We start from the raw sequence: 25,633 nt of genomic DNA on the forward strand, positions 1-25,633 counted from the left end.
GCCAATGGCTCGGTTTTTTGTTTTTGGCTTGCTTATCCTGACGACTGAGCAAGCCAAGTCCATAACGGACACACTCCGTTAGAGCTTCAAACCGAAGCCATAGGCCGCCTCTCCGCCGATCTTTATGTCTTTAAGATCTTTAGCTGTGTCGTTATCAGGGTAATAGCTCTTTCTGGTGAGCAAACCGCTGTCACTTGCCCAGACCCTGCGCTCCCACTGCGTACCTGTTGGCGCTGCCGGAAAATCGATATCCAGCTTCCCGCCACCTTCAGCACGCAACCTGCGCCAGGCCGCCAGATCCGGAATGACAAGACCTTTGCTGTCGGCAATTTTTTTACATTCCGTGTAGGTATCGAAATTCAGGTACTCGAATGTGGTGATACCCTGGACAGTGACCGTTACGTGAACAACCTGACCAAGGGAATCTTGTACCTGGACATATACAGATCCGTTCTTCCTGGCCATCAACAGGCCTTTAGCATCGACCTCGACGACAGACGGATCCCCGGACACGAACGTGTAAGGACCTTTGCCGCCGCTAACGACCATGAGCTGACTTGAACCGGAAGGCACCGCAGCAGTGCTGCCGGACTTCGGATATGCAGCCGACAAAGAGACATCTGAAAACTCGACACTCAACAAGCTGCCTTCCGGCTTGATTGTAACGATCAGCACTGGAAATTCTTCAGCGTAGGTATCATTGAAGTCGCCATCGAGCGTGACCTTTGCATATACCTGCAGCAGACTGCCCGCCGCCAAATTGTCGAATTTAGCTCGAGGAACAGTAATGGTCAGGTCTTGCTTTGCCTCGGCATCTGTCAATAACCTGGCTGTCCAGAAATTGATCTCCTCCGTACTACCATCCTTGGCAGTACCTTCCAGCCGCAACCACACTCGTTGACCGGCCGCCATGAATGGCCACTTCCTGAGCGTAACCACGATGTCGGTTTTTACCGCGACCAGATCCAGCACATCAGCGGGCGCTTGCCCGATCTCTGGCAAAGGCAAGTCGTCAAGGCCCAGCATCTCGACTCCAATAACGGTGAGGTCAGAACCTATCGGGTTGGCCAGCCCCTTGCGCATGACCTGATAATAGACCCAGACCTCCGCCCCGGTATCGGCACCAATTGCCGAGGCCGGAATAATGAATTCCAACGCCTTGCTCACGCTGCCGACTGTTTGTTCTGCTAAAACAGGCGTCCCGGGGCCATCCGTCCCGATCCAGGAGAGCTGGACCTTGTCGCCTACAGCGATAGTGGGATAAGGCTGGACAATGACTGTTGCGCCATTTTGCGCCTTCATAGGATCGAGTACCCAGTCGACCGACGCCGGAACCTCCGGAGCAGGAAGCGACAGATCCTCGACCTGAGTACCTACCGCAAACGGTGCCTCCTGAGACCTGAAGTTCAGAGTCTTGCCGCCCAGCCCTTTTCGCTCAATGACGTAGTAGGCACTCGCCTTTTTATTGAGCGCGGCATTGACGGTTGCAGCAGGAATATTGAATACCAGATCAACGTTAACATTGGCCGCATCAACAGCCTGGGTGCCCAATACAACTGGCTCACCTCCGTCGGCCGGCCGCCAATACGCCGTAACACTGTCTCCTACCTGAGTCTCGACAAAGGGCACAGTGAGTTTTGTGCCAGAGCTTGCAAGCGCGGCGTCCATCTTGCCATCCTTGACGCCATCCACCACAGCCCCTTGTAACACCCTGGAGTCGGCTTTTTCCTGATCCGCCTGGCTGCCTACAAAAAACAGATAGTCAGTAGAACGAAAGCTGACTGCCCGGCCATCTGGCAAGACGCGCTCAAGCAGGTAGAAAACAGTTACTGTCTCGCCAATAGTGGACTTAATATAGTCATCCACGTCAAATACCATATCTTTGTCGACGTTTTGCGCAGTAATGCGCCCCACATCCTTGAAGCTGCTTTTGGCTGTAGCCCCGCTCCAGAACAACGTAATCTTGTCGTTGAGCATGGTCCCTGCTGGAGGAATACGGGCATAGATATTACTAATACTAAGAACGGCCGGGTCGAGTCGATCATCAGCAACGCTATCAACAACTGGCGGCAAACTGGCAAGGCCTGGACCGACATAGACAGTGCGCTTGGGCGAGGTGTACCAGACGCCGTCTCGATACACCTTATAGTAAATGCTCATGACACCATTCAGCAGTGGTTTTATGTCCGTATCTGCCCAAATGAATGTCATAGGCCGACGCTTCAAATTACTTGAAGTGACAGGCCGATCCTGATCGGTAAAATTAACAGGCTTCTGTTTGACGTCAACGCCTTCCCTTACAAGACTAATCGTGTCACCAAGCTGCATCGCCGGATAGTCAAGACTGACCGTAACAAAGTTGACTGTCGCCTTGCCACTGATATGGTCTGGATCGATAGAGTCGTTGACGGCCTCAAGCAACTCGGGAGCCGGCAGATAAAGACCACGAATCTGAAAAGTGACAGGGTACGATGTGCGAACCTTGCCAGTCTTGTTCGCTGGCCTGACCACGTACTGGAGCGTTGCTGTTTGACCGGCAAGCGCTTTCACAACATCAGACGGCACAATCACGGTACGCACATCGCCACCCGCGCGACTCTGCGCTGTATAAGCCGTACTCCAACTGATCAGAGATCCATTCTGAGCCTTTCCTTTAAAGTTGATCTGAACGTGCTCACCGGGCACAAAACTCAAGTACCATTGACTCCACATCGCAGATAACCTGACGCTAAGTCCTCTTCCTGCCAGATAAGACATGTCCGATAATGACGGAGGTGATGAAGGGTTTTCGGGGTAGCCTAATTGAACATAGTTCACATTGTTAACGGCGTCGGTCTGAAATACTCCTCCAACGACCTGTGGGGCAGCAGGCACATCCAATAAAGTGGCCATACTCATTCCATCCATAGAAATAATTTTTATAGGCAACTGTGCTTTCAGAATCAGCGCAGGGTAGGAAGCTTATTGATCGCTATAAGCTTTTAGTGACTGTAGACGGATGCGCTTGGAGGCACTGCTATCAGAAGTAACAGGTAGACAGTTTGAAAAAAGAAAAGATCGACTGCTCAGCCACCTGAAACTGACACCGGAAAAATCCATACCCGGCGCCTCGGTACTGTTCGCATCTGCTAAAAACACCCTGCACACTTCAGAGAACAGAATAGACGCCGAGGCCTGCACCCAAAGCTTTCAACACCTCATGCCCGAAACTGCCCCAGGCTCGCCTTCAACTGCGCAGCCAGTCCATCGAGCACTTTGCCGCTGGCAGTCGTCTCAACCACTGCCTTGGCGGCTTTCTCGGCCTGTGCGTGAATCACCTCTACCCGACCGCGAACAGCCTGCGCACCTTCAGCCTGATGAACGGCCGCCTGAGTCGCCAGACCAATGGCAGCATGCACCTGCTCGACGGACGCCTGCACCGTCTGCTGGCGCTTGGCGCTGTCGCGCAATACCTCCAGCCCTTCCCTGGCCTGCCGGCCGGCGATGCCGATTGCGGCCACAGCCTCTTTTGCACCCTGCTGCAAGGCGATGATGTGCTCCTGAATATCCCCCGTCGAACTTTGCGTCTTGCTGGCCAGCGCCCGCACCTCATCGGCCACCACGGCAAAGCCCCTGCCCGTCTCACCCGCGCGCGCCGCTTCGATGGCTGCGTTAAGCGCAAGCAGGTTGGTTTGCTCGGCAATGCCGTGGATCACTTCCAGCACAACCTCGATTTGCTGGCTTTGCTGCGCCAGACGCTCGATGACCTGCGCACCGGTCTCGACTTGTCCGGCCAGCGCTTCGATCAGTCCGCCGACCTGATTGGACGTTCGGGTGTTTTCGTCAGTGGCCTGCTTGATGTCGATAACCTGACGCAAAGCAGCCTGCATCGCATGGCTTTCCGACTGCGCCTCGTCGGCCATCTGCTCCAGCGCCTTGAGGCTGGCCGCCACTTCATCCCGTTGCAACTCGGCCGCCGTGTCGGCACCGGCGTTACGCTCGCTCATGACGCTAATTTCCACACCGGTGCGCTGCGCCACCTCGCCTGCTTCGCGGACGATCGGTTGGAGCTTGTCGATGAAGCGGTTGACCGCCGCCGACATGTCGCCAATTTCGTCATTACTGTCCAGCTTGACGCGCTTGGTCAGGTCGCCCTCACCGGCCGCCAGATCATTCAGTGCGGCGATCAGCAGATGCAATTTGCTGACCACTCGACGCCCCAGCACCACGGCCAGCAACAGCAAAACACCCAGCCCCACCAGCGCCAGGCCCATACCGATCCGCCAGCGCAAGGTTTCAGCCGCATCCTGAACCGCAACACGGGTATTGCCGGCCATTGCAGTTGCCGCTGCCTGAGCGGATTGCAGCCGGGTGCGCAGCGCCGTCGAGCTGTCCTTTGAGGCGCTGGCAAGGCTGTCGGAAACCAGTTGCTCGCCGCTGGTGATCAGCGCTGCGAAACGCTTGTCCAGCGCCGCCAGGTTCTCCTCGACGGTCGCCGTGGACACGCCCATGCGTACCTTGCCGATTTCCACACCGTTAGGGCTGATGGAGGCCTCGACGTAGTACACCGAAGGATCGTTTTTCGCAGCGCTCAGGATCTTGTCCATCGCCCGCTCGCCTTCGCCTTTGGCCAGCAGCGCTTTGACCAGCGGATTGTCGCGATTCATGTAGCGCGTGAGGTGCTCGCCCGCCGCGTCGTCATAAACTACGAACAGTACGTTGGGATTGCGCTGCGCGCGCCGGGCAAATTCGGAAAGGGTCGGCGTGTCATTATCCCACATGGCTCGCGGGGCGACGGCGGCCAGCAATTCGGCCATGTCAGTGGCGGACTCTCTGAGGTCTTTTTCAAGCGTGGCGCGTAGTTGCCCTTGCTCATCTTTGAGGCGCGTCGACAGCCCGACGCTCAGGCGCTGCCGGGTGCTGGCAGACAGAGCGTCGAGGCTTGACGTCACTTCGCTACTCGCCAGCTCAAGCTCGGAGGAAAGATGTTGCGAATCTACCCCAAGGCGAGTGGCCAGATCTGCCTCAAGGGCCGTGACCGTGCTTCGAGTCAGCGCAACCGCCACCAACACCTGCACCAAAAGGGCGATGCTCAGTGCAATGAAAACCGGGCGCAGCAGACGACTTTGCAAGAGAGACAGGGCAGCTGACACAGGAGAATCCTTCCACCATGAGCGCCATTAAAATGATGGCACTTTTCTGCCATCTTTGTAGCAAGCCCCATGCCGTGACACAAGTCTCACTTTTTGCCGGACTGACTGCGCCCGCCGCTGAACGCAAAAAGGGCCGCTAAATGCGGCCCTCTTTGTGGTGCTCGGCGATGGATCAGCCGAACGGGTGACGCAGAACGATGGTTTCGTTGCGGTCAGGACCGGTCGAAATGATATCGATCGGCGCACCGACCAGCTCTTCGACGCGCTTGATGTAAGCGCGTGCAGCGGCAGGCAGCTCTTCGAGGGTCTTGGCACCCAGCGTGGACTCGCTCCAGCCCGGCATCTGCTCGTAGACCGGACGCAGGCCGAGGTAGCTGTCAGCGTCGGTAGGGGCATCGATGACCGCGCCTTCTTCGTTCTCGTAACCGATGCAGATGTTGATGGTTTCCAGACCATCGAGCACGTCCAGCTTGGTCAGGCACAGGCCCGAGATGCTGTTGATTTCGATGGCGCGACGCAGGATGACTGCGTCGAACCAGCCGCAACGACGGGCACGGCCGGTAGTTGCGCCGAACTCGTGACCACGCTTGGCCAGGAAAGCACCCACATCATCGAACAGTTCGGTCGGGAACGGACCCGAACCTACGCGCGTGGTGTAGGCCTTGGTGATGCCCAGGATGTAATCCAGGTACATCGGACCGAAGCCGGAACCGGTGGCGATACCGCCCGCCGTGGTGTTGGAACTGGTCACGTACGGATACGTACCGTGATCGATGTCCAGCAGCGAACCCTGAGCGCCTTCGAACATGATGTCTTTGCCGTCGCGGCGCATTTCATGCAGCGCAGCGGTGACGTCGAGCATCAACGGCTTGAGCATGTCAGCGTATTCCATGCACTCGTCGAGTGTCTTCTGGAAGTCGATGGCAGGCTCTTTGTAGTAATTGACCAGCACGAAGTTGTGGTAGTCGAGAAGTTCGCCCAGCTTGGCGGCGAAACGCTCGCGGTGGAACAGGTCGCCGATGCGCAGACCGCGACGTGCAACCTTGTCTTCGTAAGCCGGGCCGATGCCGCGACCGGTGGTGCCGATCTTGAACTCGCCGCGGGCTTTCTCACGCGCCTGGTCCAGCGCGACGTGGTAAGACAGAATCAGCGGGCAGGACGGGCTGATGCGCAGGCGCTCACGCACCGGAATGCCTTTCTCTTCCAGCTTGATGATTTCGCGCAGGAGCGCGTCGGGAGCAACCACCACACCGTTACCGATCAGGCACTGCACGCCTTCGCGCAGTACACCGGACGGAATCAGGTGCAATACGGTTTTCTCACCGTCGATCACCAGGGTGTGACCCGCATTGTGGCCACCCTGATAGCGAACTACGGCGGTAGCATGTTCGGTCAGCAGATCAACGATCTTGCCTTTGCCCTCATCACCCCATTGAGTGCCCAGGACTACGACATTCTTACCCATAACACTTGTCCTCATTCACGCAAACTTGGTGCCGGCGGCGGCCGGCAGGAATACTCAAGAAGCCAGCGGCATTACCTGCCAGTGCTCGCCATGCTGAATCAATTGCCGGTCACAGTCGGCTTCAAGCGCCGCGCTCACCTGCTGCCCAGGCAAGGCCTGAACCACACGCTGACCTTCACTGCGCAACTGGCATACCCGCTGCCAGAGTGCCGCATCCGTGCTGTCCGGCACCCAGATGCCACCGGACGGTAAAACGATTTCTGCCTGCCCCAGGGTCACCAGGGTTTTCAGGTCGGTGGAAAAGCCGGTTGCCGGACGGGCACGACCAAAGTCGGCACCGATGTCATCGTAACGACCGCCCTGGGCAATCGACTGGCCCACACCCGGCACGAACACCGCGAACACCACACCGGTATGGTAATGGTAGCCGCGCAGCTCACCGAGATCGAAATACAGCGGCAACTGCGGGAAACGGGTGGCAAGACGGTCCGCAATGGCCAACAGGTCATCCAGCGCCGCCAACACCGGCGCAGGCGCGCCAGCCAGACGATCACGCGCCGCATCCAGAACGTCGCGACCACCGCACAGATCGACCAGCGCGCGCAGCATCGACGCCAGCTCCTGTGGCAGATCGGCCGTCAGGGCAACCACTTCGTCGATGGCCTTGCGTTGCAGCGCATCGAACAGTTGCTGTTCGACTTCACCCGACAGCCCGGCCGCACGTGCCAGCCCACGGTAGATGCCGACATGCCCGAGGTCCATGTGCACATCCGGCACTTCGGCCAGTTGCAACATGGCCAGCATCAGGCTGATCACTTCGACATCGCTGCTCGGGCTCGCATCGCCATACAGCTCTGCGCCAAGCTGAATAGGGCTGCGCGACGAAGACAGCGCACGCGGCTGGGCATGCAGGACACTGCCCGCGTAGCACAGACGGTTCGGGCCTTCACGCTTGAGCGTATGCGCATCGATGCGCGCAACCTGCGGCGTGATGTCGGCACGAAAGCCCATCTGCCGGCCCGATTGCGGGTCGATGACTTTGAAAGTACGCAGATCCAGGTCCGAGCCCGCGCCAGTCAGCAGGGACTCCAGATATTCGATATGCGGGGTGACGACGAATTCATAGCCCCAGCTCTGAAACAGATCCAACACCTGGCGGCGCGCCACTTCAATGCGCGCCGCTTCTGGTGGCAGTACTTCTTCGATGCCATCTGGTAGCAGCCAGCGGTCAACCGTTGCCATTACGCCATTCCCCTGTGATCCGGGCGGCCAGCCTTGAGGCCGGCCTTAGAGTGAAGCAGAAAGTGGTGGGCCGTATGACGCGCACGACAAACGCCCGCGAAAGACCCCGGACCACTTCCCTCGAAAAACCTGTCGCTTGCCGGGATCGACCCGACTGCAGCCAATCAACCGTGCAGACGCAAAAAAGCCGGGAATTTCCCGGCTGCCGCATGATACACACGTTTCACCGTGCGATCACCCCACCGGGCGGTTTTGCCGCCCGGCGGGTGATTGATTACGGCTTGGCTTTTTCCATATAGCGGAAGAATTCGCTATTCGGATCAAGCACCATCACGTCGCTCTTGTTCGCGAAGCTCTCACGGTAGGCGCGCAGGCTGCGGTAGAACGCATAGAACTCCTGATCCTGACCGTATGCCTTGGAGTAGATCGAGGCAGCTTGCGCATCGCCATCACCACGAGCCTCTTCGGACTCACGATAGGCTTCTGCCAGCAACACGCGACGCTGACGATCGGCGTCGGCACGAATACCTTCAGCCAGTTCGTTACCCTTGGCGCGATGCTCACGCGCTTCACGCTCACGCTCGGTGCTCATGCGCTCGAAGACACTGCGATTCACTTCCTTCGGCAGGTCGATGGCCTTGACCCGGACATCCACCACTTCAATGCCCAGCTCTTTCTCGGCCATGCGGTTCAGCGAACCGGTGATGTCCGACATCAGTGCATCACGCTCACCCGACACGACTTCGTGCAGGGTGCGCTTGCCGAACTGGTCACGCAGACCAGACTCCAGACGACGCGACAGGCGCTCGTCGGCAATCTGCTTGAGGCCGGAAGTCGCAGTATAGAAACGCTCTGCATCCTTCACGCGCCACTTGGCGTAGGCATCGACCATGACCGCTTTCTTTTCCAGCGTCAGAAAACGCTGGGTCGGCGCATCGAGCGTCAGCAAACGTCCGTCGAACTTGCGCACCTGGTTCACGTAAGGAACCTTCACATGCAGACCCGGCTGAACATCCGCCTGGACCACACGACCGAATTGCAGCAAGACCGCACGTTCTGTCTGGGACACGATGTAGAAGCTGTTCCAGGCAATGACTGCCAGTACCACACCAACAATGAGGGTGATCAGCGATTTGTTACTCATCAGCGAGTCTCCCTGGTACGTACTTCACCACGCTGCTGAGCCTCAGACGCACGGGCGGCGGCAGCAGCGGCAGCATCATTAGCCGACTGCGATGGCGTACCTGAATTGGAGCCATTGCCGGTACTGCTGCGGCTGCTCTCGATCATCTTGTCGAGCGGCAGATAAAGCAGGTTGTTCTGCCCCTTGTCGCCGGTCACGAGAACCTTGCTGGTATTGCTGAAGACTTCCTGCATGGTGTCCAGATACAGACGCTGGCGAGTGACTTCAGGTGCCTTGCGGTACTCGGCGACCAGTTTGGTAAAACGATCAGCCTCACCCTTGGCGCGCGACACCACTTCATCACGATAGCCATTGGCATCCTCAAGGATGCGCTGGGCCTGACCACGGGCTTCCGGAATCACGCCATTGGCATAACTTTCAGCCTGGTTGCGGGCACGTTGCTCGTCTTCACGGGCGCGGATCACGTCGTCGAAAGCTTCCTGAACTTCACGCGGCGCAGCGGCGCTTTGCACGTTCACCTGGGTCACGGTGATGCCGGTGCCGTAGGTGTCGAGGAAGCGTTGCAGACGCTCCTTGATTTCGCTCGCCATCAGCTCACGCCCTTCGGTCAGCACCTGGTCCATCGCCGTGGAACCCACGACATGGCGCAGCGCGCTTTCAGTTGCGTGTTGCAGACTGATCTCAGGCTGATCGACGTTCAGTACGAAGTCTTTCAGGTTGCTGATCTTGTACTGCACGGTCAGCGGCACTTCGACGATGTTCTCGTCTTCGGTGAGCATCTGCCCCTGCTTGCTGTAGGCACGCTCGCGCGTCACGTTTTCCATGTATTTGCGGTCGAACGGCGGGAAATAGATGTTGAGACCCGGCCCCACGGTTTCGTGGTACTGACCGAAACGCAGCACGACAGCCTGCTCTTGCTCGTCAACGACATAGATCGCGCTGTAGAGCCAGAAAGCGACGAGTACGACCAGACCGATGCCGAGCAGGCCAAGACCACCGCCCTTGCCCGAGCTGCCACCATTGCCGCTGCCGCCGCCATCACTGCCGCGTTTGTTTCCGCCGCCGAACAACCCCTTCAGGCTTTCCTGCAGCTTTCGGAAGGCTTCGTCGAGATCAGGTGGCCCCTTGCGGTCGCCGCCACGGCGTTTGCCACCCCAGGGATCTTGATTATTCGAGTTGCCACCCGGCTCATTCCAAGCCATAGCGCTCTCCATCTGATAAAGCAAAGACGCGCCCGCGGCGCGCCGACCAATGCTACAGAATGCCCGGGAAGACCGTACAACGGCTTTCCCGTGCTTTTATTGCAAAGTGTGTTGCTCGATGAACTCCAGCGGCTGCAATCCTTCGCGACTCACCAGACGATTGAGTTCAACGCGCGGTATTCGCACCGCAAGCAAGCTGGCACCCTCTTCATCATGCGTCTCACTCTGCACCGCACCCAGTTCGAAAAACTGGGCACGCAACCGGGCAAGATTCTGAGGCAAATGCAGAGTGCCGACAAACAGATCATTACCCAGCAGCTCGGCAACAGCCTGTTTGAGCAGATCCAGTCCTCGTCCATCACGGGCAGACAACCAGACACGTTGCGGTTTGCCATCGGCATCGCGCTGTATCTGAGGCTCTACCCCTTCCAGCAGATCGAGTTTGTTATAGACCTCGAGGATCGGCAAGCCCTCGGCACCGATCTCGCCAAGCACGGCCATGACCTGCTCGATCTGCGACATGCGGTCCGGCTCATGAGAGTCGATGACGTGCAGCAACAGATCCGAGTTGCTCGACTCTTCAAGCGTCGCACGAAAAGCCTCAACCAGCTTGTGCGGCAAATGACGAATAAAGCCCACGGTGTCGGCCAGCACGATAGGACCGAGGTCATCGAGCTGCAGACGGCGCAGGGTCGGATCGAGCGTGGCGAACAGCTGATCGGCCGCAAATACGTCCGAATCGGTGATCGAGTTGAAAAGCGTCGATTTGCCGGCGTTGGTGTAACCCACCAGCGACACCGAAGGAATATCGGCACGACGCCGCCCTCTACGGGCCTGGTCACGCTGGCTGCGAACCTTCTCGAGCCGGCCCTTGATCTGACGCAGGCGCACCCGCAGCAGACGACGGTCGGTTTCGAGCTGGGTTTCACCAGGACCACGCAGGCCGATACCCCCTTTCTGACGCTCAAGGTGAGTCCAGCCGCGGACCAGACGAGTGCTCATGTGCTCAAGCTGGGCCAGTTCGACCTGCAGCTTGCCTTCATGAGTACGCGCCCGCTGGGCGAAGATATCGAGAATCAGGCCGGTACGATCAAGCACGCGACACTCGAAAACGCGCTCGAGGTTACGTTCCTGACTGGGCGTGAGGGTGTGATTGAATATCACGAGATCAGCCTGTTCGGCTTTGACCTGGTCGCGAAGCTCCTCGACCTTGCCAGAGCCAATCAGGTATTTGGCCGATGGCCGATGACGCGGCACGTTGATAAACGCAACGGTATCGGCACCGGCCGAGATGGCCAGCTCCTGAAACTCCTGCGGATCTTCGCGCGCCTCAGGGTCCTGACCATCCAGATGAACGAGAATGGCACGTTCACCACCACTGTGGCGCTCAAAGAACAAGGCAGACTCCTATCAGGCGTTACCTGGCTCAGCGTCCGCGCCGTCAGCGTCGGTAGCGCTTGGCAGGCGGATCGGACGAACCGGTACGACGGTGGAAATAGCGTGTTTGTAGACCATCTGGCTGACCGTGTTCTTCAGCAAAATGACGAACTGGTCGAAAGACTCGATCGTACCCTGCAGCTTGATACCGTTGACCAGATAGATCGATACCCCGACCTTCTCTTTACGCAAGGTATTCAGGTAAGGGTCTTGTAGCGAATGCCCTTTTGACATGTGCCGCACTCCTTTAAGGATCAATAAAATAATAAATCGAATTCGATTGGCTTGACCGGCCACCCCCCAAGGATAGACGGCTATTGCAAGGACTCAGCCCAATATGGAGACCGATCCCAGGTATTTCAAGGCACGTGGCAGATTGTCGCTGGCCAGACTGTCGAGCCAGTGTAGATCCTCCCAGCTGCGTAGCCAGGTGAATTGCCGCTTGGCCAGTTGGCGCGTGGCAATGATGCCCCGTTCCTGCATTTCGTCCCGCGTCAGTTTTCCATCCAGGTGATCCCAGACCTGGCGATAACCGACTGCTCTTATCGATGGCAACCCTGAATGCAGGTCGCCTCTCGAGCGCAATGCCAGTACTTCGTCCAGAAACCCCTGATCCAGCATTTGCTCAAAACGCAGCGCGATACGTTGGTGCAGCACCTTGCGATCAGCCGGAGCGATGGCAAGGTTCGCGACAGTATAGGGCAATTGCTGCTGCCCTGATGCGGCTGCTTCAGTACTTTGCGCAGTTTGTTGCTCGCGGTGTGCGGTCATGCTCATTCCGCTGACGCGATAAACCTCCAGCGCCCTGATCAGACGTTGCGGATCATTGGGATGAATACGTGCCGCCGACACAGGGTCGACCAGCGCCAATTGATCGTGCAACGACTGCCAGCCAAAGGCTTGCGCATCGGCCTCAAGCTGCGCCCGAACCTCTGCATCGGCGGCCGGCATATCGGCCAATCCGTCCAATAGAGCCTTGAAATACAACATAGTGCCGCCGACCAGCAAAGGAATATTTCCGCGTGCGGTGATTTCCGCCATGGCGGCCAGCGCGTCGGTGCGAAAGTCAGCGGCGGAATAGCTTTGCGCGGGGTCGAGAATATCGATCAGCCGATGCGGAAATTCAGCCAGTTGCGCCCTGGACGGCTTGGCGGTACCAATGTCCATGCCGCGATACACCAGTGCCGAATCGACGCTGATCAGTTCACAGGGCAAGACTTTGCTCAGCTCGATGGCAAGGTCGGTCTTGCCGGCAGCGGTAGGCCCCATGAGAAAGATGGCCGGAGGTAAAGCATTCATTCATTGACCGCGCAGGAATAATTTATCCAGGTCACTCAGGCCCATCTGGGTCCAGGTGGGACGACCGTGGTTGCATTGTCCGCTGCGCTCGGTGTTTTCCATGTCGCGCAGCAGAGCGTTCATTTCCGGGATGGCCAGCCGCCGGTTGGCGCGGATCGCACCGTGGCAGGCCATGGTGCCGAGCAACTCGTTCATGTGCGCCTGCACCCGGTCGCTGGTGCCATATTCCATCAGATCTGCCAGCACATCGCTGACCAGCCGATTGGCTTCGGCCTGTTTGAGTAACGCTGGAATCTGCCGGATCGCCAGGGTTTCCGGGCCCAGCCGCTGAAGCTCGAAGCCTAGCCGCTGGAAGGTGCTGATATGTTCTTCGGCGCAATCCGCTTCACGCTGGCTGACCGCGATGGACTCGGGCACCAACAATGGCTGGCCGCTCAGGCCTTCGTTGGCCATGGCGATTTTCAGGCGCTCATACATGATTCGCTCGTGAGCGGCATGCATGTCTACCAGCACCAGACCCTGGGCGTTTTCAGCCAGAATGTAGATGCCTTTGAGCTGCGCCAGCGCATAGCCCAACGGTGGGATGTCGCTCTCTGACGTTGGCAAGGATGACGGCGCGGCACTGGGCAACGGCGCGAAAAACTCGCGGTACGCACTTTGCGCTTCGGCAACCGGCACGCCTGCGGTGGGCCGTGGAGAATACTGATATTGATAACCGCTGCCGGCCCCGCTGCCCGCTGGCCGCGCGAAAGCCTCGCCTTGCGGCTGCTCCAGCACATTGTTGGCCAGACGCATCTCGCCCTGCGGCCCGAATTCGCCCGCTTCCGGCCCGGTTGGTCGGGGCTCGGCGGCAACCGGCACGCTGCCACCCAACTGATTTTCAGGACGCACATCACCCAACGCACGGTGCAAAGTGCCATACAGAAAATCATGCACCATGCGCCCGTCACGGAAGCGAACTTCATGTTTGGTCGGGTGAACATTGACGTCGACGGCAGCGGGATCGACTTCAAAAAACAGTACGAAGGTCGGATGACGGCCGTTGAACAACACGTCGCGATACGCTTGCCGCACGGCATGAGCGACCAGCTTGTCGCGCACGGCACGGCCATTCACGAAGAAATATTGCAGATCGGCCTGACTGCGCGAGAAGGTCGGCAGCCCGACCCAGCCCCACAGGTGCAGCCCGTTGCGTTCGATCTCGATAGGCAACGCCTGCTCAAGAAAACCCGGCCCGCAAATGGCCGAAACCCGACGCGCCCTGGCGGTGTCGTCATGCGCTTCATGCAGGCTGAGCACGGTTTTGCCGTTGTGACGCAAATGGAAAGCGACATCGAAACGCGCCAGCGCCATGCGCTTGATGACTTCCTGCAAGTGATCGAATTCGGTTTTCTCGGCTTTGAGAAACTTGCGCCGGGCGGGCGTATTGAAGAACAGGTCGCGCACTTCTACCGAGGTGCCCACGGGATGCGCCGCGGGCTGCACGCGCGGCGCCATGTCGCGGCCTTCGGTTTCAACCTGCCAGGCCTGATCGGCGTCGCGGGTGCGCGAGGTCAGGGTCAGGCGCGCTACCGAGCTGATCGACGCCAGCGCCTCGCCCCGAAAGCCCAGGCTCATTACCCGCTCAAGGTCTTCCAGGTCTCGAATCTTGCTGGTCGCGTGTCGCGCCAAGGCCAGTGGCAGATCATCCGAAGAGATACCGCCGCCGTCGTCACGCACTTTCAGCAGCTTGATGCCCGCCTGCTCGACATCGACGTCAATGCGCCGCGCGCCAGAATCGAGGCTGTTTTCCAGCAGCTCCTTGATCACCGACGCCGGGCGCTCGACCACTTCGCCTGCAGCGATCTGGTTGGCCAGACGCGGGCTGAGCAGTTCGATACGCGCAGCATTCAAAACAGGCTGAGCGTTATCGGCTTCGCTGCCGTCAACAAGTAGATCAGTCATTACTGAGTGGCAACCTCGGAACTCGGAATACGCAGATCCTGGCCGATCTTCAATTCATCGGTTTTCAGATTATTGGCACTGCGCAGGGTGGCGATGTTCATGTCATAGCGTGCTGCGAGCATGGCCAGGGTTTCGCCAGAGCGCACGACGTGGTTACGCGGGCCTTGGGCCAGCTTGCCGTTATCACGCAACCAGGCAATGTAAGTGCCCTGCGGCGGATTCTGCTGGAAGAACTGCTTCACACCGGAAGTGATCGAACGCGCCAGCGCCTGCTGGTGCGACGCGGAGCCAAGCTTGTTGGCTTCGTTGGCGTTGGAGATAAAGCCGGTTTCTACCAGAATCGACGGGATGTCCGGCGACTTGAGCACCATGAATCCTGCCTGTTCGACGCGAGCCTTGTGTAGCGAAGTAACCCGACCGATATTGCTCAGCACTTTCTGGCCGACGTTCAGGCTCGACGACAGCGAGGCGGTCATGGACAAGTCCAGCAGCACGCCAGCGAGCATGCGGTCCTTGTCATCGAGGCTGACCGCACCGGCACCACCGATCAGGTCGGAACGGTTTTCACTGTCCGCGAGCCAGCGCGCGGTTTCGGAGGTAGCACCACGATCCGAGAGGGCAAACACCGATGCACCGAACGCAGCGGAAGAGGGTGCCGCGTCGGCGTGAATGGAAACGAACAGATCTGCGCCCTTGGCGCGGGCAATCTCGGTACGTTTGCGCAACGGGATGAAGTAATCGCCGGTTCGCGTCAGCTCGGCGCGATAGCCTTTTTCAGCGTTGACCTGGCGCTGCAATTCCTTGGCAATCGACAGCACCACGTTTTTCTCTTTCTGCCCCGCGCCGCCAGAGGCGCCCGGGTCTTCACCACCGTGCCCGGCATCGATCACGATCACGATATCGCGCTTGCCGTTAGGCACCGGGGTCAGTTTGATTTCCGGTTTGGCAGGGCTGACCGGAACCGCAGGTGCCGTATTGGCGGCGGTGTCCGGGATCACTGGCGTCGTCGGGTTGGCATCGGCGGCGTTATCGAACAGGTCGACCACCAGACGGTTGCCGTATTGCTGGTTCGGCGCGAGCGTGAAGCTCTTCGGGGTTACGCCTTTTTTTAGGTCGATGACCACGCGCAAATCGGTCGGCGTGCGCTGCGCAGAGCGCATGCTGCTGATCGGGGTATTGGCGGTCGGCACGTTCAGGGGTCCGCCGAGCGTCGCACCATTGATATCGATCACCAGACGGTCAGGCGAAGTCAAGGTAAACAGGCTGTGTTGCACCGGCCCCGACAGGTCGAAGACCAGACGTGTGTTATCCGGCGCTCGCCATAAGCGGACACTTCGTACTTGCGTAGCGGCAACCGCCTCGACAGCCAGGGCCATCAACAGCAGACCAACTACAGTAACCAGCGCGCGCATGCGCATACCTAACCCCATATCTATTTGAATTCCAAAGCCAAAGTGGCACACCAGCGTTCGCCACGCGAGCCCAGCGGGCTCAATATTACGGACCGACCTTCGCCGTGCGGGCCAATGGTAATGGTCAGGTCGGGCTTTGGCAAAAAGCCTGCACCGCGTTGGGGCCATTCAATCAGACAAAGTGCCTCGCCGTCGAAATAATCACGCACCCCCATGAACTCGAGCTCTTCAGGGTCGACCAGCCGATACAGGTCGAAGTGAAAGACCCTTACCGCGTCGATTTCGTAGGGCTCGACCAGCGTGAAAGTCGGGCTCTTGACAGCCCCGGCGTGCCCGAGCCCGCGAATCATGCCCCGCGAAAGGGTGGTTTTCCCGGCACCCAGATCGCCATCGAGAAAGATGACACCTTTGCCTTCGGTGACCTCGGCAAGACGCGCACCAAAATGCATCATGGCCTCTTCGCCAACCACATGCAGCGTCAAATCAGACACGGTTGCAGCTCCTCTAATAACTGACGAATGGCGGGAATAATATCGCTGGCGGCCAGCCCGCGACCGGTTTCACCCACGTTCTGACCGGCACTCGCATGCAACCACACGGCCAGACAGGCCGCGTCGAAGGGCGTCAAATGCTGCGCCATCAGCGCGCCGATCAGGCCGGCAAGCACGTCGCCCAGCCCGGCAGTCGCCATCGCTGGATGGCCGCGATCACACAACGCAAGCTGACCGTGCGCATCGGCAATCAGGCTGCCGGAGCCTTTGAGGACACATACGGTGTTGAATTTTTGCGCGAGTGTGCGCGCAGCGGCGAGGCGATCCGCCTGAATATCCTTGATACCCACGCCCAGCAGGCGCGCTGCCTCACCCGGATGTGGCGTGATGACGCTGTTTGCGGGCAGGCTCACCTGCCCGGCGGCCAGCATATTCAGCGCGTCGGCATCCCAGACTTGCGGCCGATCCGCGTTGGCGGCGGCGGATAACAGGCTGCGCCCCCAACTGGCCTGACCCAGACCGGGTCCGACCACCAGCACGCTGGCGGGCTCGATCAGCGCCATCAGCTGGTTTGCCGAGCGGATCACCGCGCTCATGATTTCCGGCATGCGCGTCAGGGCAGCAGGCACATGTTCTGCGCGGGTCGCCAGGGTGAGCATGCCCGCACCGCTGCGCAATGCGCTTTCGGCGCTGAGCAGGGCAGCGCCGCCGAAGCCGTGGTCGCCACCAATGACCAGCACGCGCCCGAACATACCTTTATGAGCGGTACGCGGACGTGGTGCCAACGACGGCAAATTGTGTGTATCAAGACGTTTCGCGGTGACCGGCGTCTGCGCAACCAGCGCGGGGTCGGCCTGCAAATCGTCAAAAACCAGTTCACCGACCTGATCTGCCGCGTCACCAGTGAGCAGTCCTGTTTTCAGGCCGATGAAGGTCACCGTCAGATCGGCACGCACCGCAACGCCGAGGGACTGCCCGGTGTCTGCGCTCAGGCCTGACGGGATGTCCACGGCCGCGACCGGCAGACCGCTGGCATTGATTGCGTCGATGGCCGAACGATAAGGCTCGCGCACTTCACCGTTGAGCCCGGTGCCGAGCAACGCATCGAGCAGCACGCCCTTCAGCGGCTGCCCGGCCCAGGGCTGAATAGTCACGCCCGAAGCCATGGCATACGCTGATGCCGCATCGCCCGTCAGCGCGTCCGGCGCACCGACTGCCAGCACGTTGACCTGCCAGCCAGCCTTGTGCGCCAGCGCCGCCACCAGATACCCGTCACCCGCGTTGTTGCCACGCCCGGCCAGCACGGTCAGCTCGTTCACCTCCGGCCAGCGCCGACGTATCGCACGCCAGGTGGCATGGGCCGCGCGCTGCATCAATTCCAGGCCCGGCGTACCGGCGGCAATCAGCCGCGCGTCGAGGTCGCGGACCTGCGCCGCGCTGTACAGCGCGTCGGGTAAATGAGGTTTAGTGTCGAACATGCGTCTATGGGCTCCGATGTCTGGCAGAATTATACGCACCTTGGCCCCGGTTTCTCTCTGCGCATGTCCGCTATTACTGCTGAACGTCCCACCTCCGATGACCTTGCCACCCTTGCCCAGTCGATCAAGGCGTGGGGGCGTGAACTGGGCTTTCAGGAAGTCGGGATCAGCGGTCTGGACCTGGCAGAGCACGAGCAGCACCTGCAACGCTGGCTCGACTCGGGTTATCACGGCGAAATGGACTATATGGCAGCCCATGGCAGCAAACGTTCCCACCCGGATGAGCTGGTGCCGGGAACACTGCGCGTGGTGTCACTGCGCATGGATTATCTGCCGGGCGACAGCGAAATGGCCCAGCGCCTGACGGAATCGGAAAAAGCCTACGTATCACGCTACGCTCTGGGCCGCGATTACCACAAGCTGATCCGCAAGCGTCTCCAGCAACTGGCCGAGCGCATTCAGCAGGCCATCGGCCCGTTTGGTTTTCGTGCCTTTGTCGACAGCGCCCCTGTGCTGGAAAAGGCCATCGCTGAACAAGCCGGGCTGGGCTGGATCGGCAAGAACACGCTGGTGCTCAATCGCAAGGCAGGGAGTTTCTTTTTTCTGGGCGAGCTGTTTGTCGATATTCCGCTGCCGGTGGATGCGCCCCAAGCGACGGAACACTGCGGACGCTGCACAGCTTGTCTGGACATCTGCCCGACTGCGGCGTTTGTCGGGCCTTATGTGCTGGACGCACGACGCTGTATTTCCTACCTGACCATCGAGCTGAAGACAGCGATTCCCGAAGAACTGCGGCCATTGATCGGTAATCGGGTATTTGGCTGTGACGATTGCCAGATCGTCTGCCCATGGAACCGCTTCGCCCGCCCGACTGACCAGCGTGATTTCCAGCCGCGTCACAATCTGGACAATGCCGGGCTGGCCGAGCTGTTTTTATGGGATGAAGAGAAATTCCTTGGCAACACCGAAGGCTCACCCCTGCGCCGCGCCGGGTACGAACGCTGGCTACGCAACCTGGCCGTCGGCCTCGGCAATGCGCCCTCCACTATTCCGGTGATCGAGGCCCTGCGCGCACGGCGTGCCTACCCGTCGGAACTGGTCAGAGAGCATGTGGAATGGGCGCTGCAGCGGCATGGCGTGGCAGACGCAGAGCGCTGACGCGTCTCAGCCGACCGGCGACGCTTCGCTTGTCCGCAAGCTGCCGATTGTGGGAGCGGACCGGGCGACGCTTCGCTTGTCCGCGAACTGCCAGGAACCGGCAGCAAAACGCCCCCTTTCAAGGCTCGTCTTTATAGACAAACTTGGGCATTTCCCAGCGGAAACGAATCGCCAGCAGGCGCAGCAGCAGGCCGCCGAACAGGGTGATCAGCACCGCCTGCTCGTTGGGCAATTGCAGGTACTGGCAGAGCAGAAAACACCATGCGGCCAGAAATGACACGCTGGCGTACAGCTCGCGGCGGAAGATCAGCGGGATGTCGTTGCAGAAGATGTCGCGCAGGATGCCACCGAACACACCCGTGATGACGCCGCAGACTGACGCGATCAGTAGACCGTGTCCGGCCTCCAGCGCGGTCATGCAGCCGATCAGGGTAAAGGCCACCAGCCCCAGTGCGTCGAGCACCAGGAACAGTGAGCGCAGATGACGCATCAGTGGCGCGATGAAGATCGTCACCAAGGCCGCCACACTGGTCAGGACCAGGTATTCCGGATGCTTGACCCAGGTCAGCGGGTAATGACCGATCAGCACGTCGCGCACCGAGCCGCCACCCAGCGCAGTCACGCAGGCGATCAGCACCACGCCGAACCAGTCCATCCCGCGTCGCCCTGCCGACAGCGCGCCGGTCATGGCTTCAGCGGTGATGGCGATCAGATAAAGCATCAGCAACATGGCGGCGACTCTGCGACAAAGGCGCGCAGTCTAACCAGCAGACCTGCGCACTGAAAGAGTGCAAAAAAGATTATTCACCGCACATCAAGCTTCTGCTCTCAAGCGATCACACCTTGATGAAATGCTCGCGATAAAAACGCAGCTCGGCAATCGACTCACGAATGTCATCCAGCGCCAGGTGCGTGCTGCCTTTCCTGAACTTGAGCTCGGGAGACCAGCGAGCCGCCAGTTCCTTGAGGGTCGAGACATCCAGATTGCGATAGTGAAAGTAGTTTTCCAGAGTCGGCATGTGGCGATACAGAAAGCGACGATCCTGGCAGATGCTGTTGCCGCAGATCGGCGAACTGCGCTCGGGCACCCACAGTTTGATGAACTCAAGGGTCTGCGCCTCGGCTTCGGCCATGCTGATGGTGCTTTCGCGCACGCGCTGGGTCAGGCCCGAGCCGCCATGCTGGCGAGTGTTCCACTCGTCCATTTTCGCCAGCGTCTCGTCGCTCTGGTGCACCGCGATCACCGGCCCTTCGGCCAGCGTGTTCAGCTCACTATCGGTGATGATCGTGGCCATTTCGATGATGACATCGGTATCAGGGTCCAGACCGGTCATTTCCAGATCGATCCAGATCAGGTTCTGCTTGTTCTGCATGTGTCGACTCCTCAGCGTAGGCGCGCAGTTTAGCTCACCCTGCCGTGGTAGACTCCTGCCGATCAAACGTACTGCTTAATTCATCGGTTACATCACATCGGAACACCCATGGCCAAACGCCAACTCAATCGTCGTCAGAACTGGCGCATCGAAAAAATTCAGGGCGAGCGCGCTGCCCGTGCGGCAAAACGCGAGTCCGTAACACTCGAAACACTGGAAGGCGGCGACCTCGGCCCCGAACAAACCGGCCTGGTGATCGCGCACTTCGGCGTACAGGTCGAAGTCGAGGCCCAGGAAGGCGAAGACATCGGCAAGGTATTTCGCTGCCACCTGCGTGCCAACCTGCCCGTGCTGGTGACTGGCGACCGGGTTGTGTGGCGTGCAGGCAATCAGGGCATCGGTGTGATCGTCGCGCAATTGCCGCGTACCACCGAACTGCGCCGCCCGGACTCCCGCGGCCAGCTCAAGCCTGTCGCGGCCAACGTCGACCTGATCGTGATTGTCTTTGCACCGATGCCCGAGCCGCACGCCAACCTCATCGACCGTTATCTGGTCGCTGCCGAGCATGCCGGGATTCATCCACTGCTGCTGCTCAACAAAGCTGACCTGATCGACGAGCAGAACGCCCCCGCGCTGAATGCGCTGCTGGCGGTCTATCGCACCCTGGGTTATCCGGTACTGGAAGTGTCTGCGCATCACGGCGACGGCATGCAGAAGCTGCAAAGCCAGCTCGACGGCCACATCAGCGTGTTCGTCGGTCAGTCCGGTGTCGGCAAATCCTCGCTGGTCAACAGCCTGTTGCCGGAAACCGACACCCGTGTCGGCCCGCTGTCCGAAGTCTCGGGCCAGGGTACGCACACCACGACCACCGCGCGCCTGTTCCACTTCCCGCGTGGCGGCGATCTGATCGACTCACCGGGTATTCGTGAGTTCGGTCTGGGCCATGTCAGCCGTGCCGATGTAGAGGCCGGCTTCATCGAGTTCAACGACTTGATCGGCACCTGCCGTTTCCGCGACTGCAAGCATGACCGCGAGCCGGGCTGCGCCTTGCTCAAGGGCCTGGAAGACGGTCGCGTGCAACAGCAGCGCATGAACAGCTATCGCTCGATCATTGCCAGCCTGCCGCAGGAAAACTACTGAGCGCCGCAGACTGAAAGCCAGACACAAAAACGCCGCGATGATCGCGGCGTTTTTGTATCTGTTGCGGCTTAGTTCTGGGCAGGCTCGACGCGCAACTTGCCGTCGTCGAAGATGTTCAGCTTTTGCCGGATCTCGTGCGGCTGGGCATAGGCCTGCGGATCGGGCGGCGTCGTGGACGAAGCACCCGGAGCAGCGGGCGCCGCAGGTGCTGCCGGAGCAGGCTTGGTTGCAGGCGCGCCGCCGGAGTTCTGATCACCTTCGATGCGTTGCTGAGCCTTTTTGGTCAGCACAACGATGTCGATACGGCGGTTGACCGGATTGGTCGGGCTCTCATGGTCATACAGCGCCGACGAGGCATAACCCACCACCCTGGCCACCTGCGAATCCGGATACGTCCCGGCAACCAGCGCGCGGCGTGCGGCATTGGCGCGGTTGGCCGACAGCTCCCAATTGCCGAACCCGCCACTGCCCACAAAAGGCGTCGCATCGGTGTGGCCGCTGATACTGATCTTGTTCGGCACGCTTTTGATGGTGTCAGCCAGCGCCAGCAGAATGTCTTCGAAGTACGGTTTGAGACGCGCGCTGCCCGAGTCGAACATCGGCCGGTTTTCGGCATCCATGATCTGGATACGCAAGCCGTCCTGAGTGATCTCGAACAGAATCTGGTCTTTGAATTTCTGCAGTTGCGGGTTTTCCTCGACCTTGTTCTGCAGCTCCTGCAACAGCATCTCGAGACGTTCCTGCTCGACCGCTTCGGCCTTGGTCTCCGAGGTTTCTGCCTCGAGGGGCACGGTATCAGGCGAAGGCGTGGTCTTGACCTCGGGGTTCAGGGTCTGATTCGGCGACATCTCCGGCGAACCGCCCAGATCGATCACATACGGCGAGCCGCTGTCCGAAAAACCGACCGGGTCCTTGAAGTAACCGGCCACCGCGAGCAATTGCTCGGGCGTGGCGGACGACAGCAACCACAGCACAAGAAAGAACGCCATCATCGCAGTGGCAAAGTCGGCGAAGGCGATTTTCCAAGCGCCGCCGTGGTGCCCGCCACCGAAGCGCTTTACGCGCTTGATGATAATCGGCTGATTATTTTCCATGACTTAGCGGCCGCGAACCGCTTGCTCCAGCTCACTGAAGCTGGGGCGATGCAACGGATACAGAACCTTGCGGCCGAACTCGACGGCCAGCGAAGGCGGCATGCCCGAGGCGGACGCTACCAGCGATGCCTTAATGCTTTCATACACGTTCATTTCTTCCTTGGCATCGTGTGCAAGGCAGGTGGCCAATGGGCCGAAGAAGCCATAGGCTGCAATGATGCCCAAAAAGGTACCCACCAGTGCCGCACCTACGTGCATGCCGATAGCCGCCTTGTCTCCCGAGCCCAGGGAAGCCATGGTCACCACAATACCCAGTACTGCCGCAACGATGCCGAAACCGGGCAGGCCGTCAGAGACACTCGATACAGCATGGGAAGGGTGTTCGAGCTCTTCCTTCATGCTAAGCAATTCCATATCGAACAGGCCTTCCAGCTCATGGGGAGCCATGTTGCCGGACGACATGATGCGCAGGTAATCGCAGATGTACGCCGTCATACGTTCATCTTTCAAGATGCCAGGATATTTGGCAAAAATCGGACTTGAGGCTGCGTCTTCGATATCCCCTTCAATCGCCATCATGCCTTCACGGCGGCTCTTGTTGAGGATCTCGTACACCAGCCCCAGCACTTCGAGGTAATAGGCGTGCGTAAAGCGGCTGCTAAACATCTTCAGCGACTTTTTGATCACGTGCATCGTCATGTAGCCAGGGTTGGCCTGGAGGAACGCGCCCAGTGCAGCACCGCCAATGATCAAGACTTCGTAGGGCTGGAACAGCGCCATGAGCTTGCCATGGGACAGCACATATCCGCCGAGGACACTCGCGAAAACGACAATGATGCCGATAATTTTAGCCATAAGAAAAAATACTTTGCTGAGTCGGGTTCAGGGACAGTCCGGAAGTTCTTGAATCTCTTCTTCTCCTTATCGGCCTAACTGGGCCAGACTATAGCCGGTTCTTGTGAAAAACCGTTTTGCTCTGTCAATCGAAGGGTGAAAATGGCCGGGCCGCCCTGCACACTGGCAGTCCTCCCGCCCAGATAAATCAGTCGAACAGGCCACCCAATGCCAACACCACGCGCTGCACATCACCTTGTTCCAACGACGCTTGATGCCTGGGTCAAACAACTTGACGGTATCGCGTTGCCGGTTCCTGCCGCCAATCATGCACACGTTCGTTCAGCACTCAACGACAGCCGCCGTTCGTTGCGTGAAATCGCCGAAATGATGCAGGAAAGCCCTGCACTGGTGCTAAGTGTGATGCGCGAAGCCAATCATCACACCCACGGGATGACCGAACAGGCCGAAAGCCTCGAGATCGCGATCAATCGCCTGGGGCTGGCGCGCACCGAAACCTTGCTGGGCCGTCTGCCAGCCAAGCCACCCGAAGAGATTCCTGCGGCCTATCGCCAGCTGATTCTGGTCAGCCAGCACGCCACGCAACAGGCCAACGGGCTGTTTGCCAGCCGTCTGGCGCGGCTCTGGCAAGACATTCACCTGGGCAGCCTGCTGTTTCTCGCGCCGCTCTGGCCAATGGCACTGGCTTATCCAAAATTGCTGGAAGAGCTGGAGTTGCGCGTTATCCACAAGGGGCACTCCAGCGACGCGGTGGAAAAAGAGCTGTTTGGCGTCAACCTGCTGGATTTGTGCCTGGAGCTTGCCGAATTCTGGCGCCTGCCGGTCTGGGTCACCCGTGGCTACAGGCTGCTGATCAATGAGCGACGCGAGCTGGCCAAGGCGCTGCGCATCGCACGCGAAGACCGCAGCCCGCTCGAACAGCAACAGCTGATGGACGCTGACCCCAATCTGCGCCGCTGGCTGAATCAGCCTGCCAATACCGTGCTGCTGGGCAACGGCCTTGCGCTGGCGGCTCAACAGGCCTGGAACAGTCCGCACTGTCTGCGCTGGGAACGTCTTATCAGCCTTTATCTGCAACAGCCGCTCGATGACGTGCAGCAACAGGCGCACCAGAACGCCGCCAGCAGTGCACGCGCTCACGCAGAAAGCGATTTGTGGCACCCGGCCGAATCGCTGATCTGGCCGTGGGATGCGCGCCGCGTCCGACGCGATAATGAGGCCGCACCACCGCCATCGGCCGACGCCCTGCAATTGTGGCGCAAGCAGTGCGCCGAACTGTTGCAGGAGCCAAGCCCGTTCATCAACGCCATGCACCTCACCACCTCCGCTCGCGATGCGTTCATGGCGTGCGGCATGGAACGGGTCCTGCTGTTGATGCTGGACAAGACCTCATCGGTGTTGCGGGTCAATCAGCTGGCCGGCCTGCCTCTGGACGCCGCCACGTTGCAGCTGTTCGTCAAGGAAAGCACGGTGCTGCAACGCCTGCTGACCCAGCCGACCCAGCTGCGCATGACGCCCGCCAACAACGCACAGTTTGTCGCCTTGCTGCCCGCGCCGCTCAAGACACTGTTCAGCGGCCAGCACTGGCTGATCCGCTCGCTGAGCAACAACGGCAAGGTCATGCTGCTGGTGGTCGCTGACCAGGGCGGCGGTGTCTTGTCGGAAATTTCCGTTCAGGCGTTCGGAAAAACCGCGCAATGCATTGAACGGGCACTTGGCATCTTTAGTCATCGCAAAGCGTGAGGCCTGGCGTACAATTCGCCTCTT

At 59.5% G+C, this 25,633-nt stretch carries 20 protein-coding genes; 3 read left to right on the forward strand and 17 right to left on the reverse strand.

From position 1 onward, the window contains the following. Window positions 1-78: 78 nt before the first annotated feature. From ABJ99_RS02455 to ABJ99_RS02515, 13 genes are all read right to left on the reverse strand, one after another. Window positions 79-2,892 (reverse strand): hypothetical protein, encoded by a 2,814-nt coding sequence (locus ABJ99_RS02455; protein WP_054084468.1) that lies wholly within the window; start codon window positions 2,890-2,892, stop codon window positions 79-81. 305 nt (window positions 2,893-3,197) lie between these two features. Beyond that, window positions 3,198-5,132, reverse strand: a complete 1,935-nt coding sequence (locus tag ABJ99_RS02460; protein WP_054084469.1) for a methyl-accepting chemotaxis protein — start codon at window positions 5,130-5,132, stop codon at window positions 3,198-3,200. Window positions 5,133-5,304: 172 nt separating this feature from the next. Continuing rightward, window positions 5,305-6,597, reverse strand: coding sequence for an adenylosuccinate synthase (locus ABJ99_RS02465; protein WP_007251002.1), 1,293 nt, complete (start codon window positions 6,595-6,597; stop codon window positions 5,305-5,307). A gap of 54 nt (window positions 6,598-6,651) precedes the next feature. Next, window positions 6,652-7,839 carry an ATP phosphoribosyltransferase regulatory subunit gene (locus ABJ99_RS02470; RefSeq protein ID WP_054084470.1) on the reverse strand — a complete coding sequence of 396 codons (1,188 nt, stop codon included), beginning with the start codon at window positions 7,837-7,839 and terminating at the stop codon, window positions 6,652-6,654. Window positions 7,840-8,113: 274 nt separating this feature from the next. After that, entirely contained in the window at window positions 8,114-8,983 is an 870-nt protein-coding gene (hflC, locus tag ABJ99_RS02475) for a protease modulator HflC (protein ID WP_007251004.1), read from the reverse strand. Further along, window positions 8,983-10,185, reverse strand: coding sequence for an FtsH protease activity modulator HflK (gene hflK, locus ABJ99_RS02480; RefSeq protein ID WP_054084471.1), 1,203 nt, complete (start codon window positions 10,183-10,185; stop codon window positions 8,983-8,985). The genes hflC and hflK overlap by 1 nt, the downstream gene beginning before the upstream one ends. A gap of 96 nt (window positions 10,186-10,281) precedes the next feature. After that, window positions 10,282-11,583, reverse strand: a complete 1,302-nt coding sequence (gene hflX / locus ABJ99_RS02485; protein ID WP_054084472.1) for a ribosome rescue GTPase HflX — start codon at window positions 11,581-11,583, stop codon at window positions 10,282-10,284. 12 nt (window positions 11,584-11,595) lie between these two features. Further along, window positions 11,596-11,856: an RNA chaperone Hfq gene (hfq, locus tag ABJ99_RS02490; RefSeq protein WP_002551819.1), complete on the reverse strand. Its 261-nt coding sequence runs from the start codon at window positions 11,854-11,856 to the stop codon at window positions 11,596-11,598. A gap of 93 nt (window positions 11,857-11,949) precedes the next feature. Beyond that, a complete protein-coding gene (miaA, locus tag ABJ99_RS02495) occupies window positions 11,950-12,921 on the reverse strand; it encodes a tRNA (adenosine(37)-N6)-dimethylallyltransferase MiaA (RefSeq protein WP_007251007.1) in 972 nt (323 codons plus the stop codon). After that, window positions 12,922-14,865: a DNA mismatch repair endonuclease MutL gene (gene mutL / locus ABJ99_RS02500; protein WP_054084473.1), complete on the reverse strand. Its 1,944-nt coding sequence runs from the start codon at window positions 14,863-14,865 to the stop codon at window positions 12,922-12,924. Continuing rightward, entirely contained in the window at window positions 14,865-16,295 is a 1,431-nt protein-coding gene (locus ABJ99_RS02505) for an N-acetylmuramoyl-L-alanine amidase (RefSeq protein WP_200377598.1), read from the reverse strand. Before ABJ99_RS02505 ends, mutL begins: the two co-directional genes overlap by 1 nt. A 2-nt stretch (window positions 16,296-16,297) precedes the next feature. Continuing rightward, window positions 16,298-16,726 (reverse strand): tRNA (adenosine(37)-N6)-threonylcarbamoyltransferase complex ATPase subunit type 1 TsaE, encoded by a 429-nt coding sequence (gene tsaE / locus ABJ99_RS02510; RefSeq protein ID WP_375232721.1) that lies wholly within the window; start codon window positions 16,724-16,726, stop codon window positions 16,298-16,300. Window positions 16,727-16,755: 29 nt separating this feature from the next. Further along, window positions 16,756-18,246 carry an NAD(P)H-hydrate dehydratase gene (locus tag ABJ99_RS02515; protein WP_054084475.1) on the reverse strand — a complete coding sequence of 497 codons (1,491 nt, stop codon included), beginning with the start codon at window positions 18,244-18,246 and terminating at the stop codon, window positions 16,756-16,758. A gap of 63 nt (window positions 18,247-18,309) precedes the next feature. Between ABJ99_RS02515 and queG the strand changes: the two genes are divergently transcribed. Next, window positions 18,310-19,404 (forward strand): tRNA epoxyqueuosine(34) reductase QueG, encoded by a 1,095-nt coding sequence (gene queG / locus ABJ99_RS02520; RefSeq protein ID WP_054084680.1) that lies wholly within the window; start codon window positions 18,310-18,312, stop codon window positions 19,402-19,404. 118 nt (window positions 19,405-19,522) lie between these two features. On the opposite strand, the gene ABJ99_RS02525 is transcribed toward queG, so the two are convergent. Beyond that, window positions 19,523-20,134: a trimeric intracellular cation channel family protein gene (locus tag ABJ99_RS02525; RefSeq protein WP_003343002.1), complete on the reverse strand. Its 612-nt coding sequence runs from the start codon at window positions 20,132-20,134 to the stop codon at window positions 19,523-19,525. Window positions 20,135-20,240: 106 nt separating this feature from the next. After that, a complete protein-coding gene (gene orn, locus ABJ99_RS02530) occupies window positions 20,241-20,777 on the reverse strand; it encodes an oligoribonuclease (protein ID WP_054084476.1) in 537 nt (178 codons plus the stop codon). Between the two features lie 108 nt (window positions 20,778-20,885). Between orn and rsgA the strand changes: the two genes are divergently transcribed. Then, on the forward strand, window positions 20,886-21,917 hold the full coding sequence (rsgA, locus tag ABJ99_RS02535; RefSeq protein ID WP_054084477.1) for a small ribosomal subunit biogenesis GTPase RsgA: 1,032 nt from the start codon (window positions 20,886-20,888) through the stop codon (window positions 21,915-21,917). 68 nt (window positions 21,918-21,985) lie between these two features. Here rsgA and motB read toward each other — a convergent pair whose 3' ends face one another. After that, window positions 21,986-23,011 (reverse strand): flagellar motor protein MotB, encoded by a 1,026-nt coding sequence (motB, locus tag ABJ99_RS02540; RefSeq protein WP_054084478.1) that lies wholly within the window; start codon window positions 23,009-23,011, stop codon window positions 21,986-21,988. Window positions 23,012-23,014: 3 nt separating this feature from the next. Then, the gene (motA, locus tag ABJ99_RS02545) at window positions 23,015-23,866 is read right to left on the reverse strand and encodes a flagellar motor stator protein MotA (RefSeq protein ID WP_054084479.1); all 852 of its coding nucleotides are present in this window, start codon (window positions 23,864-23,866) and stop codon (window positions 23,015-23,017) included. A gap of 207 nt (window positions 23,867-24,073) precedes the next feature. Between motA and ABJ99_RS02550 the strand changes: the two genes are divergently transcribed. Continuing rightward, window positions 24,074-25,609, forward strand: a complete 1,536-nt coding sequence (locus ABJ99_RS02550; protein ID WP_054084480.1) for an HDOD domain-containing protein — start codon at window positions 24,074-24,076, stop codon at window positions 25,607-25,609. Window positions 25,610-25,633: the final 24 nt, after the last annotated feature.

This window comes from Pseudomonas syringae pv. cilantro (genome assembly GCF_001293775.1).
Classification (GTDB): domain Bacteria; phylum Pseudomonadota; class Gammaproteobacteria; order Pseudomonadales; family Pseudomonadaceae; genus Aquipseudomonas; species Aquipseudomonas syringae_P.

What these genes read in the sequence shown, in the direction of transcription:
- ABJ99_RS02525 (WP_003343002.1), bottom strand. Translation starts at nt 20,134, where the DNA reads ATGTTGCTGATGCTTTATCTGATCGCCATCACCGCTGAAGCCATGACC.
- hflK (WP_054084471.1), bottom strand. Translation starts at nt 10,185, where the DNA reads ATGGCTTGGAATGAGCCGGGTGGCAACTCGAATAATCAAGATCCCTGG.
- ABJ99_RS02550 (WP_054084480.1), top strand. Translation starts at nt 24,074, where the DNA reads ATGCCAACACCACGCGCTGCACATCACCTTGTTCCAACGACGCTTGAT.
- ABJ99_RS02515 (WP_054084475.1), bottom strand. Translation starts at nt 18,246, where the DNA reads ATGTTCGACACTAAACCTCATTTACCCGACGCGCTGTACAGCGCGGCG.
- tsaE (WP_375232721.1), bottom strand. Translation starts at nt 16,726, where the DNA reads ATGCATTTTGGTGCGCGTCTTGCCGAGGTCACCGAAGGCAAAGGTGTC.
- motA (WP_054084479.1), bottom strand. Translation starts at nt 23,866, where the DNA reads ATGGCTAAAATTATCGGCATCATTGTCGTTTTCGCGAGTGTCCTCGGC.
- miaA (WP_007251007.1), bottom strand. Translation starts at nt 12,921, where the DNA reads ATGAATGCTTTACCTCCGGCCATCTTTCTCATGGGGCCTACCGCTGCC.
- hfq (WP_002551819.1), bottom strand. Translation starts at nt 11,856, where the DNA reads ATGTCAAAAGGGCATTCGCTACAAGACCCTTACCTGAATACCTTGCGT.
- mutL (WP_054084473.1), bottom strand. Translation starts at nt 14,865, where the DNA reads ATGACTGATCTACTTGTTGACGGCAGCGAAGCCGATAACGCTCAGCCT.
- ABJ99_RS02470 (WP_054084470.1), bottom strand. Translation starts at nt 7,839, where the DNA reads ATGGCAACGGTTGACCGCTGGCTGCTACCAGATGGCATCGAAGAAGTA.
- hflC (WP_007251004.1), bottom strand. Translation starts at nt 8,983, where the DNA reads ATGAGTAACAAATCGCTGATCACCCTCATTGTTGGTGTGGTACTGGCA.
- orn (WP_054084476.1), bottom strand. Translation starts at nt 20,777, where the DNA reads ATGCAGAACAAGCAGAACCTGATCTGGATCGATCTGGAAATGACCGGT.
- ABJ99_RS02505 (WP_200377598.1), bottom strand. Translation starts at nt 16,295, where the DNA reads ATGGGGTTAGGTATGCGCATGCGCGCGCTGGTTACTGTAGTTGGTCTG.
- motB (WP_054084478.1), bottom strand. Translation starts at nt 23,011, where the DNA reads ATGGAAAATAATCAGCCGATTATCATCAAGCGCGTAAAGCGCTTCGGT.
- ABJ99_RS02465 (WP_007251002.1), bottom strand. Translation starts at nt 6,597, where the DNA reads ATGGGTAAGAATGTCGTAGTCCTGGGCACTCAATGGGGTGATGAGGGC.
- rsgA (WP_054084477.1), top strand. Translation starts at nt 20,886, where the DNA reads ATGGCCAAACGCCAACTCAATCGTCGTCAGAACTGGCGCATCGAAAAA.
- queG (WP_054084680.1), top strand. Translation starts at nt 18,310, where the DNA reads ATGTCCGCTATTACTGCTGAACGTCCCACCTCCGATGACCTTGCCACC.
- ABJ99_RS02455 (WP_054084468.1), bottom strand. Translation starts at nt 2,892, where the DNA reads ATGGCCACTTTATTGGATGTGCCTGCTGCCCCACAGGTCGTTGGAGGA.